Raw genomic sequence first — 26447 nt, 5'->3', positions numbered from 1 at the left:
CATCGGTCCCGATTGGCGAACGTCGGTAAACCGCGCACAATCAGGGCGAAATTGCAGTTGCGGCCTGCCCGGCTGTTCGTGCCTCGTGTCCGGCCCGCCGCCAGCCAGCCACCGACGAAGTCCGTCAGGATGAACGGCAATGACAACGAATTCGCCCCCCTCCAGGGCCGGGCCGGCGTCGCACCGGATCCGTCCCGCGCGATATGCCACCATGGCCGCGCTGCTGACGCTGGCGCTTGGCCTGACTGCAACGTTTGCGGCGTCCCGGGCACTGCAGAACGGGGCACAGCACGTCGCGCAGGCGAGGTTCGAGCAAACCGCGACGCTCGCGACGGCCGACCTGCGGCGCACGCTCCTCGGCGCGGCTGCCGTTTTGCGCGGCGCGCACGGCTTCGCGTCGACGCTGCCCGCGCCGCAATCCGGGGCCGCGTGGCGCCGCTATCTCGCCAGTCTCAATCTGGACGGATTGCAGTCGCCGGTCCGCAGTCTCGGGAGAATCGAGCCGAGCGCGGCGGACGACAATCAATCGACCCGGCAGGCACTTCAGCGCGCGGCGGAAACCGGCAAGGTCACGCTCGCCGCGAACGCGTTCCAGGACAGCACCGATGCGGCGATCGCCCGGACGGAGCTGACGCTGTACCTGCCGATTTATGCGAACGCTGAAGACATTCCTTCGTCCGGGTCGCGGCACGCGACGGCCACCGGGTACGTTTATGCCGCGCTGAATCCGGACCGCCTCGTCGATTCGTCCGTTCTCGATCGGTTGCACCTGGAAATCACGGCCGACAATCCGGCCGCGCCGGTGTATTCCGGCGGCTTGCGCGCCGGCGACTCGACCGCAGCCGGCGACATGCTCCAGCGCACCGATTCGCTGACGTTCGGCGGCACGCCGCTCTCGCTGCGCTACAGCGCGCCGCGCGCCGACACGTCCGGCGTCATGCCGGCCGTCCTGCTGGTCGGCACCATGCTCTCGCTGACGCTGGCCGCGCTCGTGGGGCAGGCCGTCGCGAAACGTGGGCTCGCCGATACCCCCGCCGGCGACAGCCAACCCACCGAGGCGCGGATGATGGGCATCATCCGGTCGTCGATGGAGGCCATCATCACCGTCGACGAACATCAGACGATCGTCATCTTCAACCCGGCCGCCGAACAGGTGTTCGGCGTCTCCGCGATGGAGGCGGTCGGTGCGCCGCTGTCCCGTTTCATCCCCGAGCGCTTCCGCGCCGCGCATGCGCGACACGTCGAGCAGTTCGGCGTGACGGGTGTGTCGGAGCGCCAGATGGGGCGGCAACGCGTGCTGTTCGGTTTGCGCGCGGACGGCACGGAGTTTCCGATCGAGGCGTCGATCTCGCAGATTCGCGACGGCACCGGCAAGCTGTACACGGTCATGCTGCGCGACGTGACCGAGCGGATGCGCGCGGAAAATGCCCTCAAGCAGTCGCGTGAGGAACTGCGCGACCTCTCCGCCAACCTGCAGAACGTGCGCGAGGAAGAGAAGACGCGCATCGCCCGCGAGTTGCACGACGATCTCGGCCAGCAACTCACCGCTCTCAAGATGGATCTCTCGGCTGTGGAGTTGGGGCTCCGTGGTGTCGTCGCCCCCAACACCGGCGTGCGCGAGCAGCTGGGCGGCATGCATCGCCTGATCGATTCGATCGTCGCGTCCGTCCGGCGCATCGCGGCCGATCTGCGGCCGGTGATGCTCGACGACCTGGGCCTCGTGCCGGCGATCGAATGGCTTGCAAACGATTTCACGCGCCGCTACCGGATCACGGTCGACCGGGACATCGCCCCTGTCGACACCGCGTTCACCGGCACCGGCGCGACCACGCTGTTCCGCATCGTGCAAGAGGCGCTGACCAACGTCGCGCGACACTCGGACGCAACGAACGTGACGCTGGCATTGAAAGTGGAAGACGGATATTGCATGCTGCGCATCGCGGACAACGGTCACGGCGCGCCCGAGCACGCCGGCAATGTGCAGGACCGCCCGTCGTTCGGCCTGATCGGCATCCGCGAGCGCGCGCACATGCTCGAAGGTACGGTGACGATCGACAACCGGCCGGGCGCGGGATTCACGATCACCGTGGCGCTGCCGCTTCACGCCATCCAGCAAGGAGATGTGCTTTCATGATCAGGGTACTCATCGCCGACGATCACGCACTCGTCAGGGACGGTCTTCGACACATCCTGAAGAGCGCGAGCGGTTTCGAGGTCGTCGGGGAAGCGCAGGACAGCGCCTCGACGATCGCGCTCATACGCGACACCGACGCCAGCGTGCTGGTGCTCGATCTGTCGATGCCCGGCCGCAACGGTGTCGAACTCATCAAGCAGATCAAGGACGAGAAGCCGGGATTGCATATCCTCGTGCTGACGATGCATGCCGAGCAACAGTACGCGGTACGCGCATTCCGCGCGGGCGCCTCGGGCTACATAACCAAGGAAAGCGCCAGCGCCGAACTGGTCGCCGCATTGACCAAGATCGCGGCCGGCGGCGTCTACGTCAGCCTGACCATGGCCGAGCAGTTCGCGCAGAGCCTGAACGAGCCGACCGATCTTCTTCCGCATCAGCGCCTGTCCGACCGCGAGTTCGACGTCTTCCGCCGCGTGACCACCGGCGAGTCGATTTCCGAAATCGCGCAGGCGCTCTGCGTGAGCGTCAAGACCGTCAGCACGTACAAGACGCGGATCCTCGAGAAGATGCAGATGCCGAACGACACGGCACTCGTGCGCTACGCGATGCGCCACAAGCTGTTCGAGGACCCGGACGAGCTGTGACGTCGGCCTCGGGCAGGGTCGCGCCCGGTCTTGATGTCCCGGCAGTATCGTTGACGACGGCCAGGCGGGCGCGGCGACGCAGCGCCCGCCCTCGGCGGCCGGCGCATGCCGGCGACGCTCGCGACAAGTTGCCGCGCCTCTGTAGGAAACCCCCTACAAGACTTCCCTCTCACCTACTCCAACTTCAATTCCGGCTGATTTTCTTGACGTTGCGCAACATCCATACTGCACATCAAGAAAAACGAACAAACGTGCCTCCCGGAGCCAAGGCAGCATCATCGACGAGACCGGTGTATCGGTCTCCCGGCGCGTCCGGTGGGGCTTCCCCGACAGGAAGGCGGCAGACACCAAGGCCGCCGGTACAACGGTCAGCGCGACCCCGCCCGACGGCGAGCCGCCGCTGCCCCCGAACTGGAGCCGATCATGCACAGCAGTGCCGAAGTCTCGACGACCATGCCGTTACGCCCGTTCATCCCGCTGCATCCGGTCGAACCGACGGATCAGCCCAAGCGCGCCGCGTCCCGCTGTTCGACGTGCGCATTGCGTACCGTCTGCATGCCGCCCGATCTTTCGCCCGAGGATTTCGCGCGCGTCGACGCGATGATCTGCACGACGCGACACATCCGGCGCGGCGAAACGCTGTTTCGCGCGGGCGACGCATTCAGCAGCATCTATGCAGTGAGAACCGGATCGTTCAAGACCATCGTGATGCATCGCGACGGCGACGAGCAGATCACCGGTTTCCAGATCGTCGGCGAATCGCTCGGCCTCGACGGCGTGCACACCGGGCACCACAACGGCGACGCGATCGCGCTCGAGGACAGCACGGTCTGCATCATCCCGTTCGGCCAGCTCGAGCAGATGTGCCGCGAAGTGCGGCCGATGCAGCATCACGTGTATCAGATGATGGGCGGCGAGATCGTGCGCGAATCGTCGCAGATGCTGCTGCTCGGCACGATGAGCGCCGAGCAGCGCGTGGCCGCGTTCCTGCTGAATCTTTCCGCGCGCTTCAAGGCGCGCGGCTACTCGGCCGCGGAATTCGTGCTGCGGATGACGCGCGACGAGATCGGCGAATATCTCGGCATGAAGCTCGAAACGGTCAGCCGCATGCTGTCGAAGTTCCAGCACAAGGGGCTCGTCGCGGCGCAAGGCAAGCAGATCCGGATCGTCGATTCGGACGGCTTGCGGCAGATCTGAGCGCGCCACCGATCCGTCGAGCGGATCAACCGCGCATGCCCAGCACGGCCGCGCCCGATACGCGCCCGCCGCGCAGGTCGTCCAGTGCGCGGTTCGCATCGGTCAGCGCGTAGCGGACCGCCTCGACCCGCAGCGGCGTCGCGGCGGCGATCCGCATGAATTCGACCGCGTCCGCACGCGTCAGGTTGGCCACCGACGCGATGCGGCGCTCGCCCCACAGCCACGCGTACGGAAAGCCCGGGATGTCGCTCATGTGAATGCCGCCGCACACGACGATCCCGCCTTTGTCGACCGCGCGCAGCGCCGCCGGCACCAGTGCGCCCACCGGCGCGAAAATCAGCGCGGCATCGAGCGGCTCCGGCGGCGCTTCGTCGCTGCCGCCGGCCCACGCGGCGCCCAGCGACAGCGCAAGCTGCCGCGCCGCCGTGTCGCCGGGCTTCGTCAGCGCGAACACCGTGCGCCCTTCGAAATGCGCGACCTGCGCGACGAGATGAGCCGCCGCACCGAAACCGTAGATGCCGATGCGGCGGGCGTCGCCCGCCATGCGCAAGGTTCGATAACCGATCAGGCCGGCGCACAGGAGCGGCGCGGCTTCCAGATCGGAATAGCGTTGCGGCAGATGCACGCAATAGCGGTGATCGGCGACCGCGCACTCGGCGTAGCCGCCGTCGATCGTATAGCCGGTGAATCCGGGGCTGTCGCACAGGTTCTCGCGGCCGGACGCGCAGTACGCGCAATGCCCGCACGTCGAGCCCAGCCAGGGGACGCCCACCCGGTCGCCCACGGCGAAGCCCGTCACGCCTTCGCCCAGCCGGCGCACCGTTCCGACGATTTCGTGCCCTGGAATCAGCGGCAGCTTCGGGTGTGCGAGTTCGCCGTCGACGACGTGCAGATCCGTCCGGCATACGCCGCATGCGTGTACGTCGATCAGCAGCTGGCCCGCCGCGGGCGACGGATCCGGCACGCGCGCTTCGCGCAATTGCGGTGTCGTGCCGTCAAACATCATCGCAAGCATGCTCGTCTCCCTGCGCGACGGGTGTCGCGCGCTTCGCTTCCAAGGCTAGTCGCCTGGCCCCGCCCGCGGTTGGCCCGATGACGGGCGCTTGACGTGCATCAACGGCCGCCGGACGGTTGCTGACACGATGAAGTGGCGAGACGCCGCCCGCGCTGCAACCTGGAGATGATCGATGATATCCGTTCCCCCGCTTGCCGCAAGCGCCCATCCCGACCAGCAGTTGAGGGAGTTGCTGGGCTACGCGGTGCTGGCTCCGTCCAGCCACAATTCCCAGCCGTGGCGCTTCCTGGTCAACGGCGCCACGATTTCCGTGTGCGCGGACCGCGTTCGCGCGTTGCCCGTGGTCGATCCGTTCGATCGCGAACTGATCATCAGCTGCGGCGCAGCGTTGCTCAACCTGCGCGTCGCGCTCGATCACGCCGGGCTCGCGCACACGATCAGCACGTTTCCTTCCGAAGTCGACCCCGATCTCCTTGCGACGGTCCGGGTCTGCGACGACGGCTATTCCGATGCGTCGCTCGGCGCGCTGTTCGATGCGATTCCGGACCGCGTCACGACGCGCGCCCCGTTCGAATCGACGGCCGTGCCCGAGGAAATCCAGCATGAACTGATCGCGGCCGGCGTCGCGGAAGGCGCCGACGTCGCGTGCGTCGACTCGATCGCGCATCGCGCACGTGTCGCGGAGCTGGTCGCCGAGGCCGACCGCCAGCAGTTCTCGGACCCGCGCTTCCGGCGCGAACTGGCAAGCTGGATCGATCCGCGCCGGCATGTCGACGGCATGCCCGCCTTCGCGGCCGGCGTGCCGACGTTGCTGGACTTCGCCGCACCCGTCGTGACGATGGCGGTACGGACCTTCGATCTCGGCAACGGGCTGGCCGCGCTGCATCACCAACTCGTCGGCGCATCGCCGTTGATCGTGTGCATCGCGACCGTGCGCGACGATCGCGAAGCGTGGCTCGCCGCCGGCCAGGCGCTGGAGCGCATCCTGCTCGTCGCGACGCGCGCGGGCTACACCGCGTCGTACCTGAACCAGCCGATCGAGACGGCCGGGTTGCGTGCCCATTTGCGCCACATGATCGGGCTGCGCGGCGAGCCGCAGTTGCTGCTGCGCGTCGGGCGCGGTCCGCACACGCTGCATTCGCCGCGACGCCCGCTCGACGAAGTGGTCTCCTTCTCCTGATCTCGACAAGGAAACGAACATGAGCATCATGCGTTGCGCCGCCCTCTGCGCGATTGCGCTGACAGCCGGCACGGCCGCCGCGCAGACGACCGTGCCCGAGCCGACCGAACTCGTCAACGCGCAGCACTGCATGTTCTGTCATACGCCGGACATGACGTTCCTCGGGCCGTCGTTTCACGAGATCGCCGAGCGCTATCGCGGCGATCCGCGTGCCGCCGCGGAGCTGGAGCGCAAGCTGCGCGTCGGCGGCCGCGTGCACTGGGGCGACACGCCGATGCCGTCGGCCATCGATCGCGGCGGGCCGCTGTCTCGCGACGACGCGCATCTGCTCGTGCAATGGGTGTTGAGCCAGTGACCGTCGCGCGGCGCTTCCATTGATGTCGACACCCGTCAAACGCGCTTCCGCCGGCACGGCAAAAGGCGCCGCACGCCGCCGTCCCGCCCCCGTCGCGACGATCGCGAAGGCGCGCGGCAAACGGCTACGCGCGCGGCGCGTCACCCAAAGCCCGAACCGCGCCCCGGCCGACGACGATGCGGCCCTTCTGCGGGGTTCCGGCATGCGCGGCATCCGGCTGCAATTCGATTACTGGAAAGCTGAGGAGCGCCTGCAGAACGAGCGGATCGGCCATGCGGTCGTGATCTACGGCAGCACGCGTATCGTCGCGCCATCGGTCGCCAACGCGCGGCTGGACGAAGCGAATCGCCTGCTCGCGGAGCGTCCGTACGACCCGAGCCGGCGGCGCGCCGTCACGATTGCCAGCCGGCTCGTCGAATACAGCGTGTATTACCGCGTCGCGCGCGAGTTCGGGCGCATCGTCGCCCATGCCGACCGGTGCACGCGCACCGCGCGGCTCGCCATCGTCACCGGCGGCGGCCCCGGCATCATGGAAGCCGCCAACCGCGGCGCCTACGAGCGCGGCGCCCCGAGCATCGGCTTCAATATCGAGCTGCCGCGCGAACAGGCGCCAAATCCGTACATCACGCCGGATCTCCACTTCCGGTTCCACTATTTCGCGATCCGCAAGCTGCATCTGCTCGAACGCGCGAAAGCGGCCGTCTTCTTCCCCGGCGGCTACGGCACGTTCGACGAGTTGTTCGAGGTGCTGACCCTGCTGCAAACGCGCAAGATCGCGCCGCTGCCGGTCATCCTCGTCGGCGAGGCGTACTGGCGCCGCGCGGTCGACCTGGCGTTTCTCGCGGACGAAGGGATGATCGACCGCCGCGATCTGGAACTGTTCACGTATTGCGAATCGGCCGCGGCGATCTGGCACGCGATCGGAAGCTGGTACGCGCGGCGCCGGGAACGCGCGCCGGCACGCTGCAAGGAGCCGGCGAAGCCACGCACGGTGTAGGAATCCGCCGACGAAGCGGGCGCGATTCCTACCGCGACTTCGGGACCGGCTGATTGAATCGGGGGCGCGCGGCAACGATACTGGAATCACGGATACCGGCCCACCGGCACACCGATCGCACAACAACCAGGAGAGACGTCATGTCACACGCCGACTATCGTTCCGATTCGGGGATGCGGGCCGCCACATCCGACACGTCCGACCCCGCCGCGCTCGACACGCTGGCACTCGTCGCGCTCGCCCGAGACGCCGGCATGCTGGTGATACTCGACGGGCAGATCGGGCGCGAGCGGTACGAAAGCGTCACCGGATCGATCGCCACGCTGGCCCGCTTCGCCCAGGCGTTGCAGCTTTCCACGGTCAAGGTCGCGTGATGCCGGGCGTCGTGGCGTCGAGCCTCGGTAGCCGTCGCCGGCGCGACGGCCCCTGTCGCTGCGCGGTTTCGCGCGTCCATGCGGGGGCAGTCACATTCCGATGAGCGCCTGCCTGTCGGGGCACGGCAACCCTTTCACCCCGACCTTTCAGCGATGAAGCCGCGATGAACCGCCCGCTATCCGGACGGATCGTCCGCATGCTCCCGGGCGTCGCGCTGCTCGCGCACTACCGGCGTGCCTGGCTTTCTCGCGACCTGTACGCGGGGATCGCGCTTTCGGCCATCCTGGTGCCGGTCGGCATGAGTTATGCGCAGGCAGCCGGATTGCCCGCCATCACGGGCCTCTATGCGTCGATCGCTGCATTGCTCGCCTATGCGCTGCTCGGCCCGAGCCGGGTCCTCGTTCTCGGCCCGGATTCCGCGCTGGCGGCCCTGATCGCGGGCGCCATCGCCCCGCTCGCCGCCCATGATCCGCAGCGCGCAATCGCGCTTTCCGGCGCGCTGGCGCTGTCCGCCGGCGCGATCTGCATCCTGCTCGGCGCGCTTGGCCTCGGCTTCGTCACCGATTTGCTGTCGCGCCCGATCCAGTACGGTTACCTGAACGGCATCGCGATCGCGCTCGTGGTCGGGCGACTGCCCGAACTGTTCGGTATGCCGGTGTCGGGCAGCGACGTGTTTTCCAGCGTGACGCGCATCACGCATGCCTTCGTCGACGGCCGTTTTTCGATCGCGGCCGGTCTGCTCGGCGTCGCGGTGCTGGCGTCCATATTCCTGATCAAACGCGTGACGCCGCGCTGGCCCGCGATATTGATCGCCGTGCTGGCGGCCACGCTCGTCGCTCGCCTGTCGCCGTTGCACGGCGTCGCGACGGTCGGCGCGTTGCCGGCCGGCTTGCCTGTTCCGCGCTTGCCGGCCGTCTCGCTGGCCGACGTGGGCGCACTCGCATCCGGCGCGATCGCGGTGGCGCTGGTGTCGTTCGCCGACATCAGCATGCTGTCGCGCGCGCTTTCCGCACGGGCGGGCGACGCGCCGGACCGCAACCAGGAACTGATCGCACTGGGCGCGGCCAATCTGCTCGCCGGCGTGACGCAGGGCTGCGCGGTCAGCAGCAGCGCGTCCCGCACGCCGGTCGCGATCGCCGCGGGCGCGCAAAGCCAGGTCACGAATGTCGTCGCGGCCGCGTGCATCGCGATTCTGCTCGTTGCCGCGCCGATGCTGCTCACGTTCGTCCCGCGCACGGCACTGGCCGCGGTCGTGATCTATGCGGCGTTCGGCATCGCCGACGTGCGCGGTGTCGTGCGGCTATACCGGATGCGCCGCGGCGAATGCCTGATTTCGATGCTGTGTTTCGCCGGCGTGATCGCAATGGGCGTCGTGCCCGGCATCCTGCTGGCCAGCGCGCTGTCGCTGCTGTCGTTCGTCTGGCGGGCCTGGCACCCGTACGACGCGGTGCTGGGCCGGCTGACGGGCGTGCGCGGCTATCACGACGTCGCGCGGCATCCCGAAGCCGAACAAACACCGGGGCTCGTGCTGTTTCGCTGGGATGCGCCGCTCTTCTATGCGAACGTCGAGATCTTCTGCGAGCATCTGGACGCCGCGATCGCACGAGCGGCGGGCCCGGTCACGCGCATCGTGGTCGCCGCCGAGCCCGTCACCGACATCGACGTCAGCGCCGCGGATCGGCTCGTGGCGCTGCACGAGGAGCTTGGGGAGCGCGGCATCGCGATGAATTTCGCGGAGATGAAGGGGCCGGTGAAGGATCGCCTGCGCGCCTACGGTTTGTTCGACGTGTTCGGCGCGGCCAGCTTCTTTCCGACCGTGACCGACGCGGTTGCCCGTCACGTCCGGCGGCCGGAACAACATGCGCGTGCGTGCAAGAAAAAGCGTGCGCGGCGTTGGCGCGTCTCGCACAAGACGCGGTAGACGACCGCGGCACGCATCGGCGCGGGGATCGCCGTACCGCGCATTGCGCGACGGGACCGACGCCTTCGTCGGTCTGCCCCGTCAACCGGTTCAGACCGTGAAGGTATTCGACTTCTTCATCTCGATCCACGTCATCCCGGCGCGCAGTGCGTCGATCGCGGCTTCGCGCTCGGTTGGATGCGTCCTGCCGTGCTCGAACGTCCGCTCGCAAATGCCGTCCGGCGATTTGAGCGTGACGTGGATCCGGCAGCGGAAGCCGCCGGATTCGGCCGCGACCGTTTCGATCGCGACCGACCAGTCCGCTTCGTGAAGTTCACCCGAAACTGTCATCCGATTGCCCTCCTGGTTCGCCGTGGACTGCCCATCCGGCTGCCGGACTTACTCGACCACCAGGTCGTCGACGACGGCACGCACGCCGCGCGCGGACCACGCGGCACCGCGCACGGCCTTGCGCTCGGAGAACGAGCCGACCTTGCCGGACAGCCGCACGGTGCCGTCGTGCACGTCGATCGCGATGTTCTTCGCCTCGCGCTCCGCGTGACGCATGATCGCGCGCTTGATGTTCCCGCCGATGTCGTCCGCACCGACCGTCCCCTGCACCGCGATGTGGTCGGTCACGCCCGTCACGCTGCGCATCTGCGAGATCGCGCGCACGGCCAGGTGGCTCTGGTACGCCCAGTCGACCTTGCCGGACAACGTGATCCAGCCGCGTTCGACCTGCACCTTGACCGCGTCGTCATGCAGCCCGACCGTCCAGTGCAGCACCGAGCGCACCGCTTTGGCGATGTCCTCGTCGGTGCGCACGTCGTCGTCCGGCAGATGCACGGTCATGTCCACGACGAGCGCCTTGACACCGGCCACGCGGTTCGCCGCGCGCTCGATCGCCAGCTTCTCCGCGTAGCTCGGCGGGTGCCCCGAAAGCGTCACGATCCGGTCGGTCACCTCGACGCCGATGCGCGTCGAATCGATCGACGGGTCGGACTCCAGTTCGTCCTGGACATCCTGCTTCAACTGCTTGTCGGTTTTCATCGTCTGCTCTCCTGTGAGCCGCGGCGTGCCTGTCCGCCGCACGTAGCCAGATTTGCACAAGCGCGGCGCCCGGGCGCTGATGCAGGTCAACGGATGCCGCGCGCCGCCCGTCGTGGCCGGCCGGTGCGCCGCTTGACGGAAGTCAAGCCGCGACGGCCCGGCCGTCTTATCGTGAAATCGCCGATGCGCGACGTTCCAGGCACGCGCAATCACGCTTCAAGGAGACTCGAATGACCGAACAGCAGCTGTTGACCTATTCGCCGGCGCCCGTGATGCAGCCGGCATCGCCCGAGGGCGAGTCGCCGGCGATCGTCGACCTGCCGCGCCCGATGCTCGACAACGACGTGCCGCTGATGGCGGCGCTGGCGACCCGAATGAGCTCCCGCGAATTCGCCGCCACACCGCTCCCGCCAATGACCCTCGGCACGATGCTGTGGGCGGCGGACGGCATCAACCGCCCGGCGAGCGGCGGCCGGACGGCGCCGTCCGCGCACGCATTCAATGAAATCGACATCTACGTCGCGCTGCCCTACGGCGTCTATCGCTACGATGCGCCCGCGCACCGGCTCGTGCTGAAACACGCGGTCGATGCGCGCAACCTCACGGGCTATCAGGATTTCGTCGGCCGCGCGCCGCTGGATCTCGTCTACGTCGTCCGGACGGCCGCGATACTCGACATGCCGCCGCCGCAGCGTGACGTGTTCTCGGCGATCGCGGCCGGCGCCATCGCGCAGAACGTCTCGCTGTACTGCGCGGCGGTCGGCCTCGGAACGGTCGTGCGCGGCTGGATCAATCACCGCACGCTCGCCGACGCGTTGCGACTGAACGAGGACGAACTGCCGATCCTCGCGCAGACGGTCGGTTATCGGCCCGGCAGTACGCCGTCGCATGCGTGACGCGCAGATTCGATCGCGCCAACGACATGGCGCGCGGATCGCTCCGCGCGCCGGATCCTCCCGATGGGCGATGCGTGCCTGCATCGCCCGTTGCCCGCCGTCCGATCAGCTGATCGTGAGTTTCTTCTGCCCGACCGGCGCCTTCTTCGGCAGCGTCAGCGACAGCACGCCATCCTGATACGTCGCCGTCGCGCCGGCATCGTCGATGTCGCCAGACAGCGAGAACGAACGGCTGATCGCACCGCTGTAGCGCTCGCGCCGGATCACGCGCTCGCCGTCCTTCTGTTCGCTTTTGCGCTCGATCTTCGCGTTGATCGAGACGGTGTTCCCCGTCACCTGGACGTCGATGTCGTCCTTTGCGACGCCCGGCAGTTCCGCATTGACGGTGTACGCCTTGTCGTTTTCGGTGACGTCGATCTTCATCGACGCAAGATCGGGCTCGTCTGCCAGCGCCATGCCGCGCAGCGGCCTGAACAGCCCCTGGAACAGGTCGGATACGGGTTCGATCGAAAACGGATCGTAACGCGTCATGTTGCTCATGGTTCGTACTCCTCATACTGTGACAGACGACCGGCGCTTTCGTCCCGACAGCATCGGCCGCAATGAAGATCGGATGGCGCGACACCACATGCCGCGCATGGGACGAATGATCTTTAGGAATCCAGCGTACCCGCACGCCCCGGTACGCGCTTGATGCGCGTCAAGGGCGGCGGCCGATCACGTACAGAACCGGAAATGGCCGCTGTGCAGCAGGATCGGCCGTCCGCCGATTTCCTCGAGCAGGGAGCGGGCCGCGCGCTCGATGGCGGGACGATGGCGCGCGAAGGCGTCGACGAGATCCTGCTCGCGAGGCGACGCCGCGCGGAAGTGATCTTCCAGCGCCGCCGATGTGATCGCGCAGCGCACGCGGCGCCCTTCGACGAGCGCCGGAAAGCTCAGCGCGGAATCGAGGTCGCAATACGTCGGATGTTCGGAAGGAAACGATATCTGCATGATGATCACCTGGGCGGATGGCGCACTGGCCGGCAGCGACACTAGGCCACCGCGACCGTGGCGGGTGAGGTATCCTCGCCGCGCACGAGCAGGACCGGGCAACTCGATGCGCGAAGGAAACGTTCGGCGACGCTGCCGAGCACCAGCCGCCGGACACCGCGCCGACCGTGCGTGCCGATCACGGCCAGATCGATCGCATGATCGACGACGTAGCGCTGCAGGCGCTCCGCGACGTCCTGGCCGAATTCGGTCTCGATGACTTCCGTCTCGCCGTTGACGGCCGCGCGCGAGATCGTCCGGTCGGCGTCTCGGAGGATCGCGGCGCCATGCCGCCGGATTTCGTCGAGCAAGGCTTCCGGCTCCATGCGGCCGCCGTAGACGAACAGCGTGGATTTGTCGACGACGAACACGGCAAACAGGCGCGCGCCGCATAACCTGGCCATCCTGAGACCTTCGTCGAGCGCCCGATTCGCCGAAGGACTGCCGTCCGTGGCAACCATGATATTCGTGTACATGCGAACCTCGCTGATGAACCGACGCGCCGGCGGCGTTGGATTCGCTTCCATCATCGGTGCTTGCCGCGAGCAGGCGTTGACCGAAGTCAACGGTTCGGGGCCGCTACGAAACCGGCGCGAGAAGAAGCTGCCGGCCGCTGGCCCACATCCGCCGCTAGCCCGGCGACTTCTCGTCCGACCGGAAACCTTGCTCGATATCGAGGATCTTCCGGGCGCACACGTCGTATTGCCATCCCGGGCCGCCGTTGCTGTCGTACATGCCCTTGCACATCGCCTTGAGCCGGATCACGGAGCCACCGCCACCCGATTCCGCGCGTGACGCCCACAGATAGACTTCTCCGGCCAGATACGGCTGCGCCGTTTCGATCCGGTCCGTGCCGAATCGCGTGATCCGGGTCGACGAATGATCCTGGACGTAGCGCCGCGTGCGGCTCCATGCCCGGTCGCATTCGGACGGTGTCGAACATTGCAGCGATGCGGCCTGACGCATCGCAAGAAGTTGCGTCTCCGTCGACCTGAAGGCCGCGAGCCGGTCCGGTCCTGCACACGCACCCGACGCAAGCAGCACGCCAACCATCAACAACCGTCGTTTCATCGCCAATGCCTCGTGAGGCCGAGAGTTCCGCTCGCAACGGAAGGGCATGATCGCGCTCGGCGTCAAGCCGACGGTATCGCGACCGGTATGCTGCATCCCGCATGCAGCCGCGCGCCACATTGCGCAAGCGCTGAGTTCAACTGTATTGCCACTCCAGCGAACGCGGTTGACGTGTGTCAATCGCGCCTGCGCAGCGAGCGGCGGCGCGCCGATGCCGACCGCGCCGGTGCAGCCGCCGAAAAAGCGGTGCTCGCTGCATCGATGCCGTTGACCGGCGTCAACACCGACGAATCGGCGTGCGATAGCGTCATCACAGACAAGCAACGGGAACACCACTCGCGGCCCGGGTGGGCCGCCCTCGTCACCCGCGTCCACGTGGCGCCATCCATCCGGTTACTGCACTATGTCAGCCCCCGTCAACACGGCTCCTGCGGAATCGACGCGCCAGACGGCGCACGCGTCGTCGGAACTCGCAGCACCGCCCGGCCTGTCGAGCGCAGAAGCCCGCTCGCGCAAGGCCGAATTCGGACCCAATACGGTCAGGGAAACGACACCTTCGTTCACTCGGGTGTTACTGACCAAACTATGGGCGCCGGTACCGTGGTTGCTTGAAGCCTCGATCGTCCTTCAGCTCGCCATCGGCGCGTATATCGAAGCAGCAGTGATTACCGTTCTGCTCGCATTCAACGTCGTACTGTCCCTGATACAGGAGCAGCGCGCGGCAACCGCGCTCTCGGTGCTGCGCAAACAACTCGAACCGACGGCCCGGGTCCGTCGCGACGGCCGCTGGATCCGCGTTCCGGCCGCCGATCTCGTGCCGGACGATGCCATCGAGCTGCCGATCGGAGCGGTCGTCCCGGCGGACGTACACGTAACGAACGGCTTCGCTACGGTCGACCAGGCGATGTTGACAGGCGAGTCGACGCTGGTGGACGTCCCCGCTGGATCGCTGGTCCACTCGGGTTCGATCGTGAAGCGCGGTCATGCGCTCGGCATCGTCACGGCAACGGGCACGCGGACCTATTTCGGTCGAACCGTCGAACTGGTGCGCATCGCCCATGCCCCGAGCACCGAACAGCATGCGGTGCTCGGGGCGGTCAGATATCTCGGGATGATCAATGGCGCTATCGCGCTCGTCGCGCTCGGCTATGCCCGTTATCTTGGTTTCTCCTCCGGCGAGTTGCTCCGCCTCGCGCTCACGATGCTGCTCGCGACCGTTCCCGTGGCATTGCCCGCGACCTTTACCCTGTCCGCCGCACTCAGCGCGCTTTCGCTCAGTCGGCGCGGTGCGTTGCCGACACGCCTGTCGGCCGTTCACGAGGCCGCGGCCATGGACGTGCTGTGCTCCGACAAGACCGGCACGCTCACACGGAACGCGGCGGAAGTCACCGAAGTCGCGCCTCAGCCCGGTTACACACCGGAACAGCTGTTGGACCTCGCGGCACTCACTTGCGAACCGGCCGGAGACGATCGGCTCGATGCCGCGATCCTTCGCGCGGTGGCCATGCGAGGCGGCGAACCGTGTCCGGACCGAACGGTTCGACGCGTGCCGTTCGACCCCGACACGAAGATGTCGCAAGCGTTCGTGCAAGACGCCGACGGAAGACCGATGCATGTCGTAAAAGGCGCGTTGCAGGCGCTCGAACGGATCATGGAGTGCAATTCCGACGTGCGCGCGAACTCAGACGCCCTCGCGCGCGACGGACGGCGCATCATCGCGGTCGGGGTGGAGACGGCGGACGGCCGGCGCAGCCTGGCCGGACTCATCGCACTCACCGATCCGCCGCGCGCGGATGCCGCGACGCTGATCGAGTCGCTCCGCGCGCTCGGCGTGCGCACGATCATGGTAACGGGCGACTCGGCCGCGACGGCTGCCGCCATCGCGCACGACATCGGCCTGCGGCCGACGCCGTACCCACGCGACAATGGTTTCGATGGAGCGAAGCTGGCGCGATTCGACGTATTCGCGCGCGTGATGCCCGAGGACAAGTACCGCCTCGTCCAGGCACTGCAGGGAGCCGGTCACGTGGTCGGCATGTGCGGCGACGGCGTCAACGATGCGCCCGCATTGCGCCAGGCCCAAGTGGGCATAGCCGTGTCGAACGCCAGCGATGCCGCGAAGGCCGCCGCCGCGATCGTTCTCACGGAACCCGGACTGTCGGGAGTCGTCGCGGCCGTCAGCGAAGGGAGAATGGCGTTCCGGCGACTGCTCACCTATACGCTGAACATGCTCGTCAAAAAGATCGAGATCGTATTGTTGTTGACGGTCGGCCTCATCACTTTGCACCGACCGTTGATCACGCCGATGATCATGATCATCCTGCTGGTCACGAACGACTTCCTGACGATGTCGCTGACGACCGATCGCGCGGAGCCTGCGCAAGCCCCGCAGCGCTGGAACATGCCACGCATCGTTCTTGCCGCAACGCTCTTCGGTTTCGGCAAGCTCGCGTTTTCGGCTTGCGTGATTGCCTTCGGCGCATTCGAGGGCCATCTGGCGCCCTCGTCCATCCTGACGCTCGGTTTCCTGGCGATTGCATTCGGCAATCAAGCGATGATCTACGTGCTCCGGTCGCGCAAGCGTGTCTGGAGTTCGATGCCGAGCCGCTGGCTGCTGATTTCTTCCGTCGTCGACGTCGCGATCGTCTGTGCGCTCGCCTTGTCCGGCACCCTGGTGACCGCGCTCCCGCTACAGTGGATCGTCGGCGTCGCCGTGGCGGCATCGGGTTTCGCGCTCGTCGTGGATCAACTGAAGGTTTTTGCCGGCCGCCGACTGAACATCGGCTAGCATGCCAACTGCATGTCCGTACCGCGTGCCGGGCCGCACGGCTTGCCGTCTGCACGGCGCGGAGACTTCACACGGCAAGCGTGGCCGTCGACGATCGGCCGCCCCCCAGGGCGCCTGCTTGACGGACATCAAGTGGAAACATGCGTGGGTCGGCTGCAATAGAGGGCGTCGAATCGGCGATCCTTGGCCGGTCAACCCGATCCGGTGACATCGAGCTAGCGAGAACGTGCCATTGCCCGATGCTCGTTTGGAACCCACTCCAGCGGGGGCGGCAACACGTATGCGCGCCCCGTATAACCGATCCGTTCATCATGTCCCGAGCGCCGCATGTCCCGTTCGCGCTGCATCGCGGAAATGCACGACGAAAGTCGACGCAATTCGATCGCGCAATGCGCCGACCCGCCATCTATCCCCACCCCGCGGGCCGGATCGAGCGGATCGAAACCCATCTGTCCGTCGTTTATCTGGCCGGGCGCTATGCGTACAAGCGCATCAAGCCGGTGCACTTCGCCTTCGTCGATCTGATGCGGCCTGAAGAGCGGCGGCGCTGCGCGCTCGCAGAATGCACGCTCAATCGGCCGTTCGCCGGCCCGCTGTACCTGGGTGTCTGGCCGCTCGTCGCGCACGGCCGGCGATGCGCGTTCGCCGCACCGGTGCCGACCGGCGGGCGCCGGCGCCGGCAGCAGACGGTCCCGGGCGAGTATGTGGTGCGCATGCGCCGGTTCGACGCGCAGGCGATGTTGTCGGTTCGCAGCGCATCGCGCGACGACGGTCTGGCGGATGCGGATGCCCTCGCCGATACGCTGGCCCACCATCATCTGCACGCGCCGCGCCGGGCGCCACGCGGCCATTCCGGCAGCGCGGCGAGCGTCGCGGCCCAGTGCCGCCCCTTGCTCGACACGCTCGACGTCACGGTGCCGGACGAAGCCGCGCTGAGCGCATGGTACGAAGCCGAACTGGCCCGCATCGCACCGTTGCTCGCCGATCGGCATGCGCGCGGTTTCGTGCGCGCATGTCACGGCGACCTGCATCTCGAGAACATCGTGCGCTGGCGGAACCGGATCCTGATGTTCGACTGCATCGAATTCGACGACGCGCTGCGCTGGATCGACGTGGCGAGCGATCTCGCGTTCGCGCTGATGGATTTCTCCGCTCACGGACGCGCGGATTGCGCCCACCGCCTCCTTTCCGGCTGGCTGGCACGCACGGGCGACCATGCGGCACTGGGCGTGCTGCCGTGCTACTTCGTCTACCGTGCGCTGGTGCGCGCGCTGACCGCCCGGCTGCGCGGTGACGAAGCGGCGCGCGCCGGCTATCTGCGCGTTGCGTCGGCGATGGCCGATGCGCGACGCGATGCGCTGCCGGCGCTGCTCCTGTGTCACGGGGTTTCCGGGTCGGGCAAATCGGTGGCCAGCCATGCGCTGGCCGCGCAACTCGGCGCGATCCGGTTGTCCAGCGACGTCGAGCGCAAGCGCCTGGCCGGTGCATCGACCGACACCCGCCTGTCCCCCGGCGCCTATTCGGACACCGCGATCGACGAGATCTACGAACGGCTGCTTTCGGAGGCTCGCGTGGTTCTCGACAGCGGCTACACGGCGATCGTCGATGCGACGTTCCTGCGCCAGCACAACCGGACGGCGTTCATCGCCCTCGCCGCACGGCTCGACGTACGCGTTGCGATGCTCGATTTCACCGCGAGTCCGGCAACGCTCGCCCGGCGTGTCGCGGCCCGCGCGGCGCACGGACGCGATGCCTCCGATGCCGACACCGCCGTACTGGCCCGACAGATCGAGCATGCCGACCCGCTGACCGAAGCCGAATTGGCAATCGCGATTCGTTTCGACACCGATTGCGATGCCTCGGCGTACGAAAGCCGCGCATTCTGGGCGCCGTTGCTCGCCACGCTGCGCACGTAAGCACGCGGGGCGCATGCCTCAAGCAAGCGGGCCGCCGCGCCGGACGCCGGCCCCGCAACGTCACGCGCGGAAACGCTGCTCCTCGATCTGCTGCAGCTTGCCGACTTCCACGACGCCGCCGAGCAACCCCGCGAGATGCTCGACGATATCGTCCAGCGTCACGATGCCGGCGAGGCGCCCTGCATCGTCGACGACCGGCAGTCTCCGAATGCCCGAGCGGCGCATCTCCTCGAGCGCGACGCCGATCTCGTCGGTGTCGGACACGACGACGAGGCCCCGCGACATGATCTGGCCGGCCGTCACGTCGCCCGGATCGTCGCCGCGGGCCATCACCTCGATCACCAGGTCGCGGTCGGTCACCAGGCCGATCGGAATGGCTTCGCCGTTGCGGTACTCGATCACGACGATGTCGCCGACATGCGCGTGCCGCATGCGATCGGCGAGTTCAAACGCACTGCAGTCGACCGTGCACGATTCGACCGGTTGGGTACTGATTCTTCCGATGTGCATGATGAAGCTCCCGTTGCCCTTCGCGTGGACGATACGCATGCGCAGCGCCCTGCGGCGACGCATGTTTCCCGAGTTCAGGGTAAGCGCGGCGCCCCGGGCAGGGTTGACGCACGTCAACCTGCTGCTCGCCGTCGTTGCCGACAACGCGCGGACGGCAACGCGGCGACCGTCCATGATCTGTCTCAACGGCCACGCACGTGCCACCGCTAACGTGACGGTATGTCGTGAAATTCGATTCCGGCCGCACCGCCGGCCGGCAACGCCACATCCGTCCCGCGGATTCCGTCGCCATGACCTACGCATTGATTCTGGTGAACTTCGCCGTGTTCATCGCCGAGGCGAGCGGCTGGCCGGTGCTCATCGACCTGTTCGCGCTATGGCCGCCCGCACGACCGGGCGCGCCGGCGACACCGGATTTCCACGTCTGGCAGTTGCTGACCTACAGCGTGCTGCATGCCAGCCTCGCCCATATCGCGTTCAACATGTTCGGGCTCTACATGTTCGGACGCGACGTCGAACGCGTGCTCGGGCGCGCGCGCTTTCTCGCGCTCTATCTGGCGAGCGTGCTGGCCGGCGCGATCACGCAGCTCGCGGTGATCCGGGCGCTGCCGCCCAGCGACGCACCGACCGTCGGTGCGTCGGCCGGCGTTTTCGGCGCGTTGATCGCTTATGCCGTGCTGTTTCCGAAACGGCGCGTCGTGCTGCTGTTTCCGCCGGTGCCGATGCCAGCATGGCTCTTCGCGACCGGTTATGCGTTGACCGAATTGCTGTCCGGCCTCAGCGGCGACACGAGCGGCGTCGCGCATTTCGCCCATCTCGGCGGAATGCTCGGCGCCCTCGTGTGCCTCGCCTTCTGGCGAACACGCGCGGACGAGCGCGCGTGACACCTGGTCCCGCCGATGGCGGGCACGGTCGCTAGATGCTGAGATATCCCTGGAACAGCCACGGCGGGCCGGTTCTCTCGCCTGTCGCGCGACCGCTCGCAGCGGGCACGCAGACGCCCGAGAAACCGGGCGATCCGTCCTGCCAGAACGACGGCACGAAGGAGAATTCGCCGTTGACCGTCACGACGAAGTCGCGATTGAACTGCGACGGCGCAAAAATCGTTACCTCGTGGAAGAACGACGCGGCGTCGTCGTGCGCCGTGCTGCGCGCGGCAAGCAGCCCCCTGGAGTCATAGCGCGCCGGCAGCGTGTAGATCTTCCCGCCACGCTCGACCGCTTCCGCCGGCGTGAACACGAGTTCCACCCCCGGGTACGGCAAACGGTAAGGCTCGCGACAGATCGGGCCGTCGGGCCCAAGCGCGAGCGGCGGATGAGCCCAGAGCGAAAGCGACAGTGGGCTCGTGCGCTGGGCGAAGTATTCGGAAAGCCAGTTCATGGTCAGTCCTCCCGTGAACGGTCATTGACGTCGAGTTGCGGAGCGTGTCTGCCGGATCGACGCGGTTGCGTCGACGGTTCGTCCAGCGTCGCACGCCCCGCCGCGCGACGCTTGATGCCGATCAAGCACGCGATCGACATGCGCCCCGAATGGTCAGCGGCCGAACGTGCGGGTATGGTCGTCGTAGTCGAACAGTCCTGCGTAGCGGCCCCAGTCGGTCACGACCCGCAGCGCCTGCTCCGCGCTGCGCGGATCGAGATGATCCTCGAGTTCGAGCTCGAAACGCGCGCGCGGCGCGCGGTGCCCTTCGCGTTCGCCCAGCACTTCGTCGATATGTTCGGCGAGCGGCACGAACCGGACGACATGCTCGCGAAACAGACACCGCCGGGCATCGTCGTCGCTTTGCGCGAACACGTGGCCCGCGGCACTCAGCCGGATGCTCCGGTCGTGCCATTCGGCAAACGCGAGCAGATGAAGCGCGGCCGCCGTCGAATACAGCGCGTCGGTCCGGAGCGCCAGCGCCGATGCAATCGTGCCGAGCTCCGCATGACCGTCGTATGGCGCGGCCGCGAGCGTGTCGATGAATCCCGCGAGATGGTGGCTCGACACGTCGGGCAGCTTCATGGCCAACGCACTGCCCGTCGCTTCCCGGCCTGCCGCCGCGTCGGTGATGCGTGCGGTGAGCGTCGCATAGATCCGGCCGACGATCGCCTGAACGGCCGGATCGTGCCGACTGCGCGGACGCGGCAACGGCACGCTCAGCGTCGCCTCGATGTGCGCCGGACCGGCGCCGAGCACCAGGATGCGATCGCACATCAGCACGGCTTCCTCGATGTTGTGCGTCACCATCAGCACCGACCGGATCGACAGCTGGTGCGCGTCCCACAGGTCGAGAAAATCCGTGCGCAGCGTTTCCGCGGTCAGCACGTCGAGCGCCGAGAACGGCTCGTCCATCAACATCAGCACGGGTTCGCTGACGAGCGCGCGGGCGAAACCGACCCGCTGACGCATGCCGCCCGACAGTTCGCGGGGAAACGCCGATTCGAACCCGTCGAGCCCGATCAGCTCGATCGCAGCGGCCGCGCGGGCGCGTGCGTCGCTCGGCGCCAGACCCAGCGCGTCGAGGCCAAGCTCGACGTTTTCGATGACGGTCAGCCACGGGTACAGCGCGAAGGTCTGGAACACCACCGCGATGCCGTCGGTCGGACCGGCGAGCGGCGCACCGCGATACGTCACCGCGCCGGACGACGGCTTGACGAGCCCGCCGGCGATCCTCAGCAGCGTGGACTTGCCCGAGCCGGAGCGGCCGAGTAGCCCGAGGATCTCGCCTTCGTGCAGCGCGAGATCGATATCGGCCAGCACGTGCAGCGGCTCGCCGGACGGCTTCGTGAACGATTTGCATACGGCCCGCATCTCGAGCACGACCGCCGCCGGGTCCGAAGGCGGTGCGGCCGCGCTCGCGACATTTCCTTCCGTGTATTCGCTGAGGTTCGGCACACGGGTCTCCCGTGAGTAAATGATCGGTGGAGGGCTCAATCGAGCCGCGTGCGGCGCTCCGCGAACGCGTACATCGGGCGCCACACGAGCCGATTGGTCGCGATCACGAGCAGCGACATCACGGCGACGCCGAGCGCGATGCGCGGATAGTCGCCGGCGTCGGTCATCCGCGCGATGTAGGCGCCGAGTCCGCCGGCGTCCAGGCGCGTGCTGCCCCAGCTCACGGCCTCGGCGACGATGCTCGCATTCCATGCGCCGCCCGACGCGGTAATCGCGCCCGTCACGAAGTACGGCAGGACGCCCGGCAGCATGACGTGTCGCCACCAGGTCGCCGGCCGCACCCGGAAGCATGCGGCCGCTTCGCGCAGGTCGGCCGGGAACGCGCTCGCACCGGCGATCACGTTGAACAGGACATACCATTGCGCGCCCAATATCATCAGCGGGCACAGCCAGATGTCGGGTTCGAGCCGCAGGCGCACGATCGCGAACACCGCGACCGGAAACAGCAGGTTCGCAGGGAACGCGGCAAGGAACTGCGTGACGGGCTGGATGCGAGCGGCCACGCGCGGCCGGAGTCCGATCGCAATGCCGATCGGCACCCAAATCGCCGACGCGAGCGTGACCAGCACGGTCACGCGCACGAACGTGAGCCCGCCTTCGGTTGCGACGACGCGCAGGTCCGCCCAGGTGAGCGTCGCGCGGCCGAGCCGGAACAGTTCGTACGCCGCATACGCGCATCCCGCGCCGCACAGGGCGAACCAGAGCACGTCGCCCGTGTGTCGCGGGAGCACGACCCGGTCGCGCCATCCCGACATGAACCCGTGCAGCCGCGCGCGCGCCGCTCGACGCAGCACCGCGCGGATCGGGCCGGCCGCACGGCCGATCCATCGCGACCGGTGGAACAGGTCGAGCATCCAGCTGCGCGACGCGACCGTGGGCGCGGCATCGCCATAGCGGAACCGTTCCGACCATGCGACCAGCGGCCTGAACAGCAACTGGTCGTACAGGACGATCGCGACGCTCATCGCGACGATCGCCCAGCCCACGGCAGCGAGGTCGCGATTCGCGATCGCCTGCGCGACGTAGGCGCCGACGCCCGGCAGGTCGACGTGCAGGTTGCCGACCGCGATCGCCTCGGACGCGACCACGAAAAACCAGCCGCCCGACATCGACATCATCGCGTTCCAGACGAGCCCCGGCATCGCGAACGGCACGTCGAGGCGCCAGAAGCGCTGCCACGCGGACAGCCGGAAGCTGCGGCTGGCCTCGTCGAGATCGAGCGGCACCGTGCGTAGCGCCTGATAGAAGCTGAACGTCATGTTCCAGGCCTGGCTGGTGAAGATCGCGAAGATCGCTGCGCACTCGGCGCCGAGGATCCGCCCGGGAAACAACGACAGGAAGAACAGCACCGTAAACGACAGGTAGCCGAGGATCGGCACCGACTGCAACACGTCGAGCAGCGGGATCAGCACGCGCTCGGCGCGACGGCTGCGCGCCGCCGCGGTCGCGTAGACGAACGTGAAGACGATCGACGCGAGCAGTGCCGCGAACATGCGCGCGACGGTGCGCAGCGTGTAGCCGGGCAGCGCCATGGGCGACAGCGAAATGGCCGGGGGATGCGCCACCGCGAGCGGGCCGGCCATCTGGTGCGCCGAGATGCCGGCCAGCAACAGGAAACCGACCACGATCAGCATCGCGGCGAGATCCCGCCAGCCCGGCACGGGCAGCGTCCAGCGCCCGCCCCGCAATACCTCCGCATGGTGCTCCACGACGCCTCTCCCGCCGATGATGGCGGTTCATCTTCCCGGGCGGGACGGCCGGCACGCTTGACCTGCGTCAACCGCCCTGCAATGCGTGGCGCCACGATTGCAGCGAGTCCTGCCGCGCAACGGCCACCGTTCAGGAGCATCCCGATGACACCCGTTCCGGCCACGCCGTACCGCACCGACGAGCGCGCCTGCGTCGGCTCACGCGGCGGGGTACGCGTTCGCGAGCGCCTCGACGAACGCGTCGAGGCGCTCCGGCGCGAGCCGGTTGATGCCGGCCGCCCCTTCCCGGCCGCCGCCCTCCGGAAATGCGCGACAAAGACGATCGGCGCCGTACGGTGCGGCGACGGGCGCGCGAACGCTGACGGTGTACCCACCGAAGGGCGACAACGTCAGCACCGCGTGAGCGCGCGCCGCGTCACCACGCGCGAGCCGATTCGCGAAAACGCCGCGCACGCGACGCGCCCAGCGCGCGTCGGGGAGGATATAGACGTCCGCCCCCGGCAGCGCGATGTTCGCGCGCTGTCGCTCCGCACGCGCGATATCGCGTCGCCGGTTGGCGTCGAGCCGCCGCGCGAGGGGCGAACTCGCGAACTCGAGCGGGTTCGCATATTGCCGCACCGCCGCATACACGGCCAGCGGTGCCATGAAGAGATCGTCCGGGTAATCGCCGTAACCGTTGTAGTTGACGGATTCGCCGAGCACCTGCAGACGGTAGGCATCGGCATCCGTCAGGCCGCAGGCGGCGGCGAGCCTGCCGGCCACGACGACGAGATTGTCGCCATAGGCGCCGACCACCGCCCAGAGGCGCTGCCGGCCCGCCAGATACCGGTCGACGATGACGCTCGTACAGGTGTCCGGCGCCGTGTCGATATGCGCGCGAAGGTGCGGATGAGCGGGCACGGCGCCGGGCATATGGTGATCGAAATAGTCGACGTCGACCCCGCGCGCAAGCAGCGCATCGAGTGCCGCGCGGTTCGCGTCGAGCGAAACGTCCAGGACGGTGACGATGTCGCCTCCGACGGCCGGCACGCGCGCGAGCAGCGCGATGTCGCGCTTGGGGCCCGTCACGAGCACCGACTCGGCCGGCATCTCGAGCCGGAGCTGCTGAAGCGAACACATGCCGTCCGCATCGCCGTTGAACACGTCAAAGCGCGTCATGATTCGCGACGCCCGACGACTGCATGAATCGAGGTGGCCATGCCATGGAACGACGCCCTTTCAGCGAACGAGGCTCGCGCAACGCCGCCACCTTGTCGCTCAGCGTGATCGCGCGGCCTGCCGGGATGTGGGCGTCGTTCATGCCGCTTGCTGCCCCGCGTGCGCGTCCAGCCTCGCATTCTCCTGCGCGACGAGTGCCGCCAGCGCCGGAGAAATCGCCGGCTGCAGCGGCATGACGGGCGCCAGCGTCTGCATCGGATCGGGCAGCGTGGACAGTTCGCGCATTGCGTGAATGCGGCTCTCGCCGAGCGTGGGGGCCGCGAGTCGTGCCCCTCCGATCATGACGGGCTGCAACAGCGGGGTGCCGTCGAGTTGCTCGCCGTCGAGTCCGAGGCTGTCGGCGGCGATTCGTCCGTCCGGGCCGTATTGCCGAAACACCTGCTTGCGGCCGGGCAGCGTCGCCTTGCCCTCCGAGCATTTGCAGCGCGCCCGGCCCGCATACTCGACGAGCTTGTACGCGCAGTCGAGGCACGGCGCGTCCGCCGACGTGCTCATCTGCGTGCCGATTCCGAAACCGTCGATCGGCGCATGCTGGTGGACGAGCTCCCGCAGCCGGAATTCGTCGAGATTGCCGCTCGCGAAAATCGTCGCGTCCGTCAGGCCGCCGTGGTCGAGAATCGCGCGCACGTTGCGAGCGTGCGCCGCCAGATCGCCGCTGTCGATCCGGACGCCCTTGATGCGCACGTTGTCGGGCGCAAGCCGCCGCGCCAGTTCGACGACCTTGTGTGCCGCGTGCTCCGTATCGTATGTGTCGATCAGCAGCAACGCGTTGTCCGGTTGCGATCGCGCGAAATGCTCGAACGCGAGCGCTTCGTCGTCGTGCGCCTGGACGTATGAATGCGCCATCGTGCCGTACACGGGAATGTCGTAGCGCAACCCCGCGAGCAGCGTCGCCGTGCCGCAGAATCCCGCCAGGTAGCTGGCCCGCGCGGACAGCATCGCCGCCTCCGCGCCATGCGCGCGCCGCATGCCGAAGTCGACCAGCAACCTGCCATGCGCGACGAGCGTGGCGCGTGCGGCCTTGCTGGCAACCAGCGTCGCGTAATGGAGCAGGTTCATCACGCGGCTCTCGACGAACTGCGCCTCGCGAAGCGGCGCCGTGATCCGCACGATCGGTTCGTCGGCGAAGAACACCGTGCCTTCCGGCATCGCGTCGACCGTACCCGTAAAGCGCAAGCCGGCGAGCGACGCGAGGAAATCGGCGCGCAAGCGCCCGGTCGCAGCCAGTCGTTCAACGGCGGCAGCCGGAAAGCGCAGGCCCGCCAGATAGTCGAGCACGGACGCCAGTCCCGCCGCCATCAGGAATGCCCGATGCTCGGGCAGCGCCCGTACGAAGAACTCGAAGCTGGCCGTGTCGTTCATTCCGGCATCGAACGCGGCCTGCATCATCGTCAGTTCATACCAATCCGTCAGCAGCACGTCGTCGACGTCAGCGTCCGGCCAGGATCCGTTCATCATGTGCCCTCCCGCGCCGCTCGCGCGCATTCGTGCAGCCTGTAGCCGGCCGCTGCGATACCGACAAG

At 67.7% G+C, this 26447-nt stretch carries 26 protein-coding genes; 12 read left to right on the top strand and 14 right to left on the bottom strand.

Annotation, left to right across the window (positions count from 1 at the left end; translation table 11 throughout):
- Nucleotides 1-139 precede the first annotated feature (139 nt).
- From HWX22_RS20170 to fnr, 3 genes are all read left to right on the top strand, one after another.
- On the top strand, nucleotides 140-2134 hold the full coding sequence (locus tag HWX22_RS20170) for a PAS domain S-box protein (protein ID WP_175916248.1): 1995 nt from the start codon (nucleotides 140-142) through the stop codon (nucleotides 2132-2134).
- Nucleotides 2131-2778: a response regulator transcription factor gene (locus HWX22_RS20165; RefSeq protein ID WP_175916247.1), complete on the top strand. Its 648-nt coding sequence runs from the start codon at nucleotides 2131-2133 to the stop codon at nucleotides 2776-2778. The genes HWX22_RS20170 and HWX22_RS20165 overlap by 4 nt, the downstream gene beginning before the upstream one ends.
- Nucleotides 2779-3201: 423 nt before the next feature.
- Entirely contained in the window at nucleotides 3202-3975 is a 774-nt protein-coding gene (gene fnr, locus HWX22_RS20160) for a fumarate/nitrate reduction transcriptional regulator Fnr (RefSeq protein ID WP_175909014.1), read from the top strand.
- 25 nt (nucleotides 3976-4000) lie between these two features.
- On the opposite strand, the gene HWX22_RS20155 is transcribed toward fnr, so the two are convergent.
- Nucleotides 4001-4990 carry a zinc-dependent alcohol dehydrogenase family protein gene (locus HWX22_RS20155; protein WP_175916246.1) on the bottom strand — a complete coding sequence of 330 codons (990 nt, stop codon included), beginning with the start codon at nucleotides 4988-4990 and terminating at the stop codon, nucleotides 4001-4003.
- A 172-nt stretch (nucleotides 4991-5162) separates the two neighbouring features.
- Between HWX22_RS20155 and HWX22_RS20150 the strand changes: the two genes are divergently transcribed.
- From HWX22_RS20150 to HWX22_RS20130, 5 genes are all read left to right on the top strand, one after another.
- Nucleotides 5163-6170: a nitroreductase family protein gene (locus HWX22_RS20150; protein ID WP_059816812.1), complete on the top strand. Its 1008-nt coding sequence runs from the start codon at nucleotides 5163-5165 to the stop codon at nucleotides 6168-6170.
- A 19-nt stretch (nucleotides 6171-6189) separates the two neighbouring features.
- Nucleotides 6190-6525, top strand: coding sequence for a c-type cytochrome (locus tag HWX22_RS20145; protein WP_175909012.1), 336 nt, complete (start codon nucleotides 6190-6192; stop codon nucleotides 6523-6525).
- A gap of 22 nt (nucleotides 6526-6547) precedes the next feature.
- A complete protein-coding gene (locus HWX22_RS20140; protein WP_175909011.1) occupies nucleotides 6548-7522 on the top strand; it encodes an LOG family protein in 975 nt (324 codons plus the stop codon).
- A gap of 140 nt (nucleotides 7523-7662) precedes the next feature.
- Nucleotides 7663-7896: a hypothetical protein gene (locus HWX22_RS20135; RefSeq protein WP_059816818.1), complete on the top strand. Its 234-nt coding sequence runs from the start codon at nucleotides 7663-7665 to the stop codon at nucleotides 7894-7896.
- Between the two features lie 164 nt (nucleotides 7897-8060).
- Entirely contained in the window at nucleotides 8061-9818 is a 1758-nt protein-coding gene (locus HWX22_RS20130) for a SulP family inorganic anion transporter (protein WP_175909010.1), read from the top strand.
- A 90-nt stretch (nucleotides 9819-9908) separates the two neighbouring features.
- Here the strand turns inward: HWX22_RS20130 and HWX22_RS20125 are convergent, their stop codons facing one another.
- Together HWX22_RS20125 and HWX22_RS20120 are read right to left on the bottom strand one after the other, a co-directional pair.
- Entirely contained in the window at nucleotides 9909-10148 is a 240-nt protein-coding gene (locus tag HWX22_RS20125) for a hypothetical protein (protein ID WP_059816823.1), read from the bottom strand.
- Nucleotides 10149-10196: 48 nt separating this feature from the next.
- Nucleotides 10197-10847 carry a BON domain-containing protein gene (locus tag HWX22_RS20120; protein WP_175916245.1) on the bottom strand — a complete coding sequence of 217 codons (651 nt, stop codon included), beginning with the start codon at nucleotides 10845-10847 and terminating at the stop codon, nucleotides 10197-10199.
- Nucleotides 10848-11077: 230 nt separating this feature from the next.
- Here HWX22_RS20120 and HWX22_RS20115 point away from each other — a divergent pair, with 230 nt between their 5' ends.
- On the top strand, nucleotides 11078-11743 hold the full coding sequence (locus tag HWX22_RS20115) for a nitroreductase family protein (protein WP_175909009.1): 666 nt from the start codon (nucleotides 11078-11080) through the stop codon (nucleotides 11741-11743).
- A gap of 105 nt (nucleotides 11744-11848) precedes the next feature.
- Here the strand turns inward: HWX22_RS20115 and HWX22_RS20110 are convergent, their stop codons facing one another.
- The 4 genes from HWX22_RS20110 to HWX22_RS32035 form a co-directional block, all read right to left on the bottom strand.
- Nucleotides 11849-12283 carry an Hsp20/alpha crystallin family protein gene (locus HWX22_RS20110; RefSeq protein ID WP_175909008.1) on the bottom strand — a complete coding sequence of 145 codons (435 nt, stop codon included), beginning with the start codon at nucleotides 12281-12283 and terminating at the stop codon, nucleotides 11849-11851.
- A 177-nt stretch (nucleotides 12284-12460) separates the two neighbouring features.
- Nucleotides 12461-12736 (bottom strand): DUF1488 domain-containing protein, encoded by a 276-nt coding sequence (locus HWX22_RS20105; protein WP_059452516.1) that lies wholly within the window; start codon nucleotides 12734-12736, stop codon nucleotides 12461-12463.
- A 41-nt stretch (nucleotides 12737-12777) separates the two neighbouring features.
- Nucleotides 12778-13251, bottom strand: a complete 474-nt coding sequence (locus tag HWX22_RS20100; RefSeq protein WP_059536668.1) for a universal stress protein — start codon at nucleotides 13249-13251, stop codon at nucleotides 12778-12780.
- 154 nt (nucleotides 13252-13405) lie between these two features.
- Nucleotides 13406-14221: a hypothetical protein gene (locus HWX22_RS32035; RefSeq protein WP_244135255.1), complete on the bottom strand. Its 816-nt coding sequence runs from the start codon at nucleotides 14219-14221 to the stop codon at nucleotides 13406-13408.
- Between the two features lie 28 nt (nucleotides 14222-14249).
- Here HWX22_RS32035 and HWX22_RS20090 point away from each other — a divergent pair, with 28 nt between their 5' ends.
- The gene (locus tag HWX22_RS20090) at nucleotides 14250-16634 is read left to right on the top strand and encodes an HAD-IC family P-type ATPase (RefSeq protein ID WP_175916244.1); all 2385 of its coding nucleotides are present in this window, start codon (nucleotides 14250-14252) and stop codon (nucleotides 16632-16634) included.
- Nucleotides 16635-16945: 311 nt separating this feature from the next.
- Entirely contained in the window at nucleotides 16946-18550 is a 1605-nt protein-coding gene (locus HWX22_RS20085; RefSeq protein ID WP_175916243.1) for a bifunctional aminoglycoside phosphotransferase/ATP-binding protein, read from the top strand.
- 60 nt (nucleotides 18551-18610) lie between these two features.
- Here the strand turns inward: HWX22_RS20085 and HWX22_RS20080 are convergent, their stop codons facing one another.
- Complete coding sequence (locus HWX22_RS20080) at nucleotides 18611-19060, bottom strand: CBS domain-containing protein (protein WP_175909005.1); 450 nt, start codon at nucleotides 19058-19060, stop codon at nucleotides 18611-18613.
- Between the two features lie 290 nt (nucleotides 19061-19350).
- Here HWX22_RS20080 and HWX22_RS20075 point away from each other — a divergent pair, with 290 nt between their 5' ends.
- Nucleotides 19351-19944, top strand: coding sequence for a rhomboid family intramembrane serine protease (locus HWX22_RS20075; protein WP_175909004.1), 594 nt, complete (start codon nucleotides 19351-19353; stop codon nucleotides 19942-19944).
- A gap of 31 nt (nucleotides 19945-19975) precedes the next feature.
- Here HWX22_RS20075 and HWX22_RS20070 read toward each other — a convergent pair whose 3' ends face one another.
- The 6 genes from HWX22_RS20070 to HWX22_RS20045 all read right to left on the bottom strand — a co-directional run bounded on the left by HWX22_RS20070 (nucleotide 19976) and on the right by HWX22_RS20045 (nucleotide 26379).
- Nucleotides 19976-20440, bottom strand: coding sequence for a hypothetical protein (locus HWX22_RS20070; RefSeq protein WP_059700864.1), 465 nt, complete (start codon nucleotides 20438-20440; stop codon nucleotides 19976-19978).
- 153 nt (nucleotides 20441-20593) lie between these two features.
- Entirely contained in the window at nucleotides 20594-21853 is a 1260-nt protein-coding gene (locus tag HWX22_RS20065) for a nitrate/sulfonate/bicarbonate ABC transporter ATP-binding protein (RefSeq protein WP_175909059.1), read from the bottom strand.
- A 119-nt stretch (nucleotides 21854-21972) separates the two neighbouring features.
- Nucleotides 21973-23706 (bottom strand): ABC transporter permease subunit, encoded by a 1734-nt coding sequence (locus HWX22_RS20060; RefSeq protein WP_175909003.1) that lies wholly within the window; start codon nucleotides 23704-23706, stop codon nucleotides 21973-21975.
- Nucleotides 23707-23904: 198 nt separating this feature from the next.
- On the bottom strand, nucleotides 23905-24864 hold the full coding sequence (locus tag HWX22_RS20055; RefSeq protein ID WP_175909002.1) for an acetyltransferase: 960 nt from the start codon (nucleotides 24862-24864) through the stop codon (nucleotides 23905-23907).
- On the bottom strand, nucleotides 24851-25006 hold the full coding sequence (locus tag HWX22_RS20050) for a hypothetical protein (protein WP_175916242.1): 156 nt from the start codon (nucleotides 25004-25006) through the stop codon (nucleotides 24851-24853). Before HWX22_RS20050 ends, HWX22_RS20055 begins: the two co-directional genes overlap by 14 nt.
- Nucleotides 25003-26379, bottom strand: a complete 1377-nt coding sequence (locus HWX22_RS20045) for a nicotinate phosphoribosyltransferase (RefSeq protein WP_175909058.1) — start codon at nucleotides 26377-26379, stop codon at nucleotides 25003-25005. Before HWX22_RS20045 ends, HWX22_RS20050 begins: the two co-directional genes overlap by 4 nt.
- Between the last annotated feature and the right edge of the window lie 68 nt (nucleotides 26380-26447).

Origin of the sequence: Burkholderia sp. BCC1638 (assembly GCF_902833195.1) — a bacterium.
GTDB lineage: Bacteria > Pseudomonadota > Gammaproteobacteria > Burkholderiales > Burkholderiaceae > Burkholderia > Burkholderia diffusa.
This window is presented reverse-complemented; position numbering and strand designations above follow the sequence as displayed.

What these genes read in the sequence shown, in the direction of transcription:
- HWX22_RS20170 (WP_175916248.1), top strand. Translation starts at nt 140, where the DNA reads ATGACAACGAATTCGCCCCCCTCCAGGGCCGGGCCGGCGTCGCACCGG.
- HWX22_RS20165 (WP_175916247.1), top strand. Translation starts at nt 2,131, where the DNA reads ATGATCAGGGTACTCATCGCCGACGATCACGCACTCGTCAGGGACGGT.
- fnr (WP_175909014.1), top strand. Translation starts at nt 3,202, where the DNA reads ATGCACAGCAGTGCCGAAGTCTCGACGACCATGCCGTTACGCCCGTTC.
- HWX22_RS20155 (WP_175916246.1), bottom strand. Translation starts at nt 4,990, where the DNA reads ATGCTTGCGATGATGTTTGACGGCACGACACCGCAATTGCGCGAAGCG.
- HWX22_RS20150 (WP_059816812.1), top strand. Translation starts at nt 5,163, where the DNA reads ATGATATCCGTTCCCCCGCTTGCCGCAAGCGCCCATCCCGACCAGCAG.
- HWX22_RS20145 (WP_175909012.1), top strand. Translation starts at nt 6,190, where the DNA reads ATGAGCATCATGCGTTGCGCCGCCCTCTGCGCGATTGCGCTGACAGCC.
- HWX22_RS20140 (WP_175909011.1), top strand. Translation starts at nt 6,548, where the DNA reads ATGTCGACACCCGTCAAACGCGCTTCCGCCGGCACGGCAAAAGGCGCC.
- HWX22_RS20135 (WP_059816818.1), top strand. Translation starts at nt 7,663, where the DNA reads ATGTCACACGCCGACTATCGTTCCGATTCGGGGATGCGGGCCGCCACA.
- HWX22_RS20130 (WP_175909010.1), top strand. Translation starts at nt 8,061, where the DNA reads ATGAACCGCCCGCTATCCGGACGGATCGTCCGCATGCTCCCGGGCGTC.
- HWX22_RS20125 (WP_059816823.1), bottom strand. Translation starts at nt 10,148, where the DNA reads ATGACAGTTTCGGGTGAACTTCACGAAGCGGACTGGTCGGTCGCGATC.
- HWX22_RS20120 (WP_175916245.1), bottom strand. Translation starts at nt 10,847, where the DNA reads ATGAAAACCGACAAGCAGTTGAAGCAGGATGTCCAGGACGAACTGGAG.
- HWX22_RS20115 (WP_175909009.1), top strand. Translation starts at nt 11,078, where the DNA reads ATGACCGAACAGCAGCTGTTGACCTATTCGCCGGCGCCCGTGATGCAG.
- HWX22_RS20110 (WP_175909008.1), bottom strand. Translation starts at nt 12,283, where the DNA reads ATGAGCAACATGACGCGTTACGATCCGTTTTCGATCGAACCCGTATCC.
- HWX22_RS20105 (WP_059452516.1), bottom strand. Translation starts at nt 12,736, where the DNA reads ATGCAGATATCGTTTCCTTCCGAACATCCGACGTATTGCGACCTCGAT.
- HWX22_RS20100 (WP_059536668.1), bottom strand. Translation starts at nt 13,251, where the DNA reads ATGTACACGAATATCATGGTTGCCACGGACGGCAGTCCTTCGGCGAAT.
- HWX22_RS20090 (WP_175916244.1), top strand. Translation starts at nt 14,250, where the DNA reads ATGTCAGCCCCCGTCAACACGGCTCCTGCGGAATCGACGCGCCAGACG.
- HWX22_RS20085 (WP_175916243.1), top strand. Translation starts at nt 16,946, where the DNA reads ATGTCCCGAGCGCCGCATGTCCCGTTCGCGCTGCATCGCGGAAATGCA.
- HWX22_RS20080 (WP_175909005.1), bottom strand. Translation starts at nt 19,060, where the DNA reads ATGCACATCGGAAGAATCAGTACCCAACCGGTCGAATCGTGCACGGTC.
- HWX22_RS20075 (WP_175909004.1), top strand. Translation starts at nt 19,351, where the DNA reads ATGACCTACGCATTGATTCTGGTGAACTTCGCCGTGTTCATCGCCGAG.
- HWX22_RS20070 (WP_059700864.1), bottom strand. Translation starts at nt 20,440, where the DNA reads ATGAACTGGCTTTCCGAATACTTCGCCCAGCGCACGAGCCCACTGTCG.
- HWX22_RS20065 (WP_175909059.1), bottom strand. Translation starts at nt 21,853, where the DNA reads ATGCGGGCCGTATGCAAATCGTTCACGAAGCCGTCCGGCGAGCCGCTG.
- HWX22_RS20055 (WP_175909002.1), bottom strand. Translation starts at nt 24,864, where the DNA reads ATGACGCGCTTTGACGTGTTCAACGGCGATGCGGACGGCATGTGTTCG.
- HWX22_RS20050 (WP_175916242.1), bottom strand. Translation starts at nt 25,006, where the DNA reads ATGAACGACGCCCACATCCCGGCAGGCCGCGCGATCACGCTGAGCGAC.
- HWX22_RS20045 (WP_175909058.1), bottom strand. Translation starts at nt 26,379, where the DNA reads ATGAACGGATCCTGGCCGGACGCTGACGTCGACGACGTGCTGCTGACG.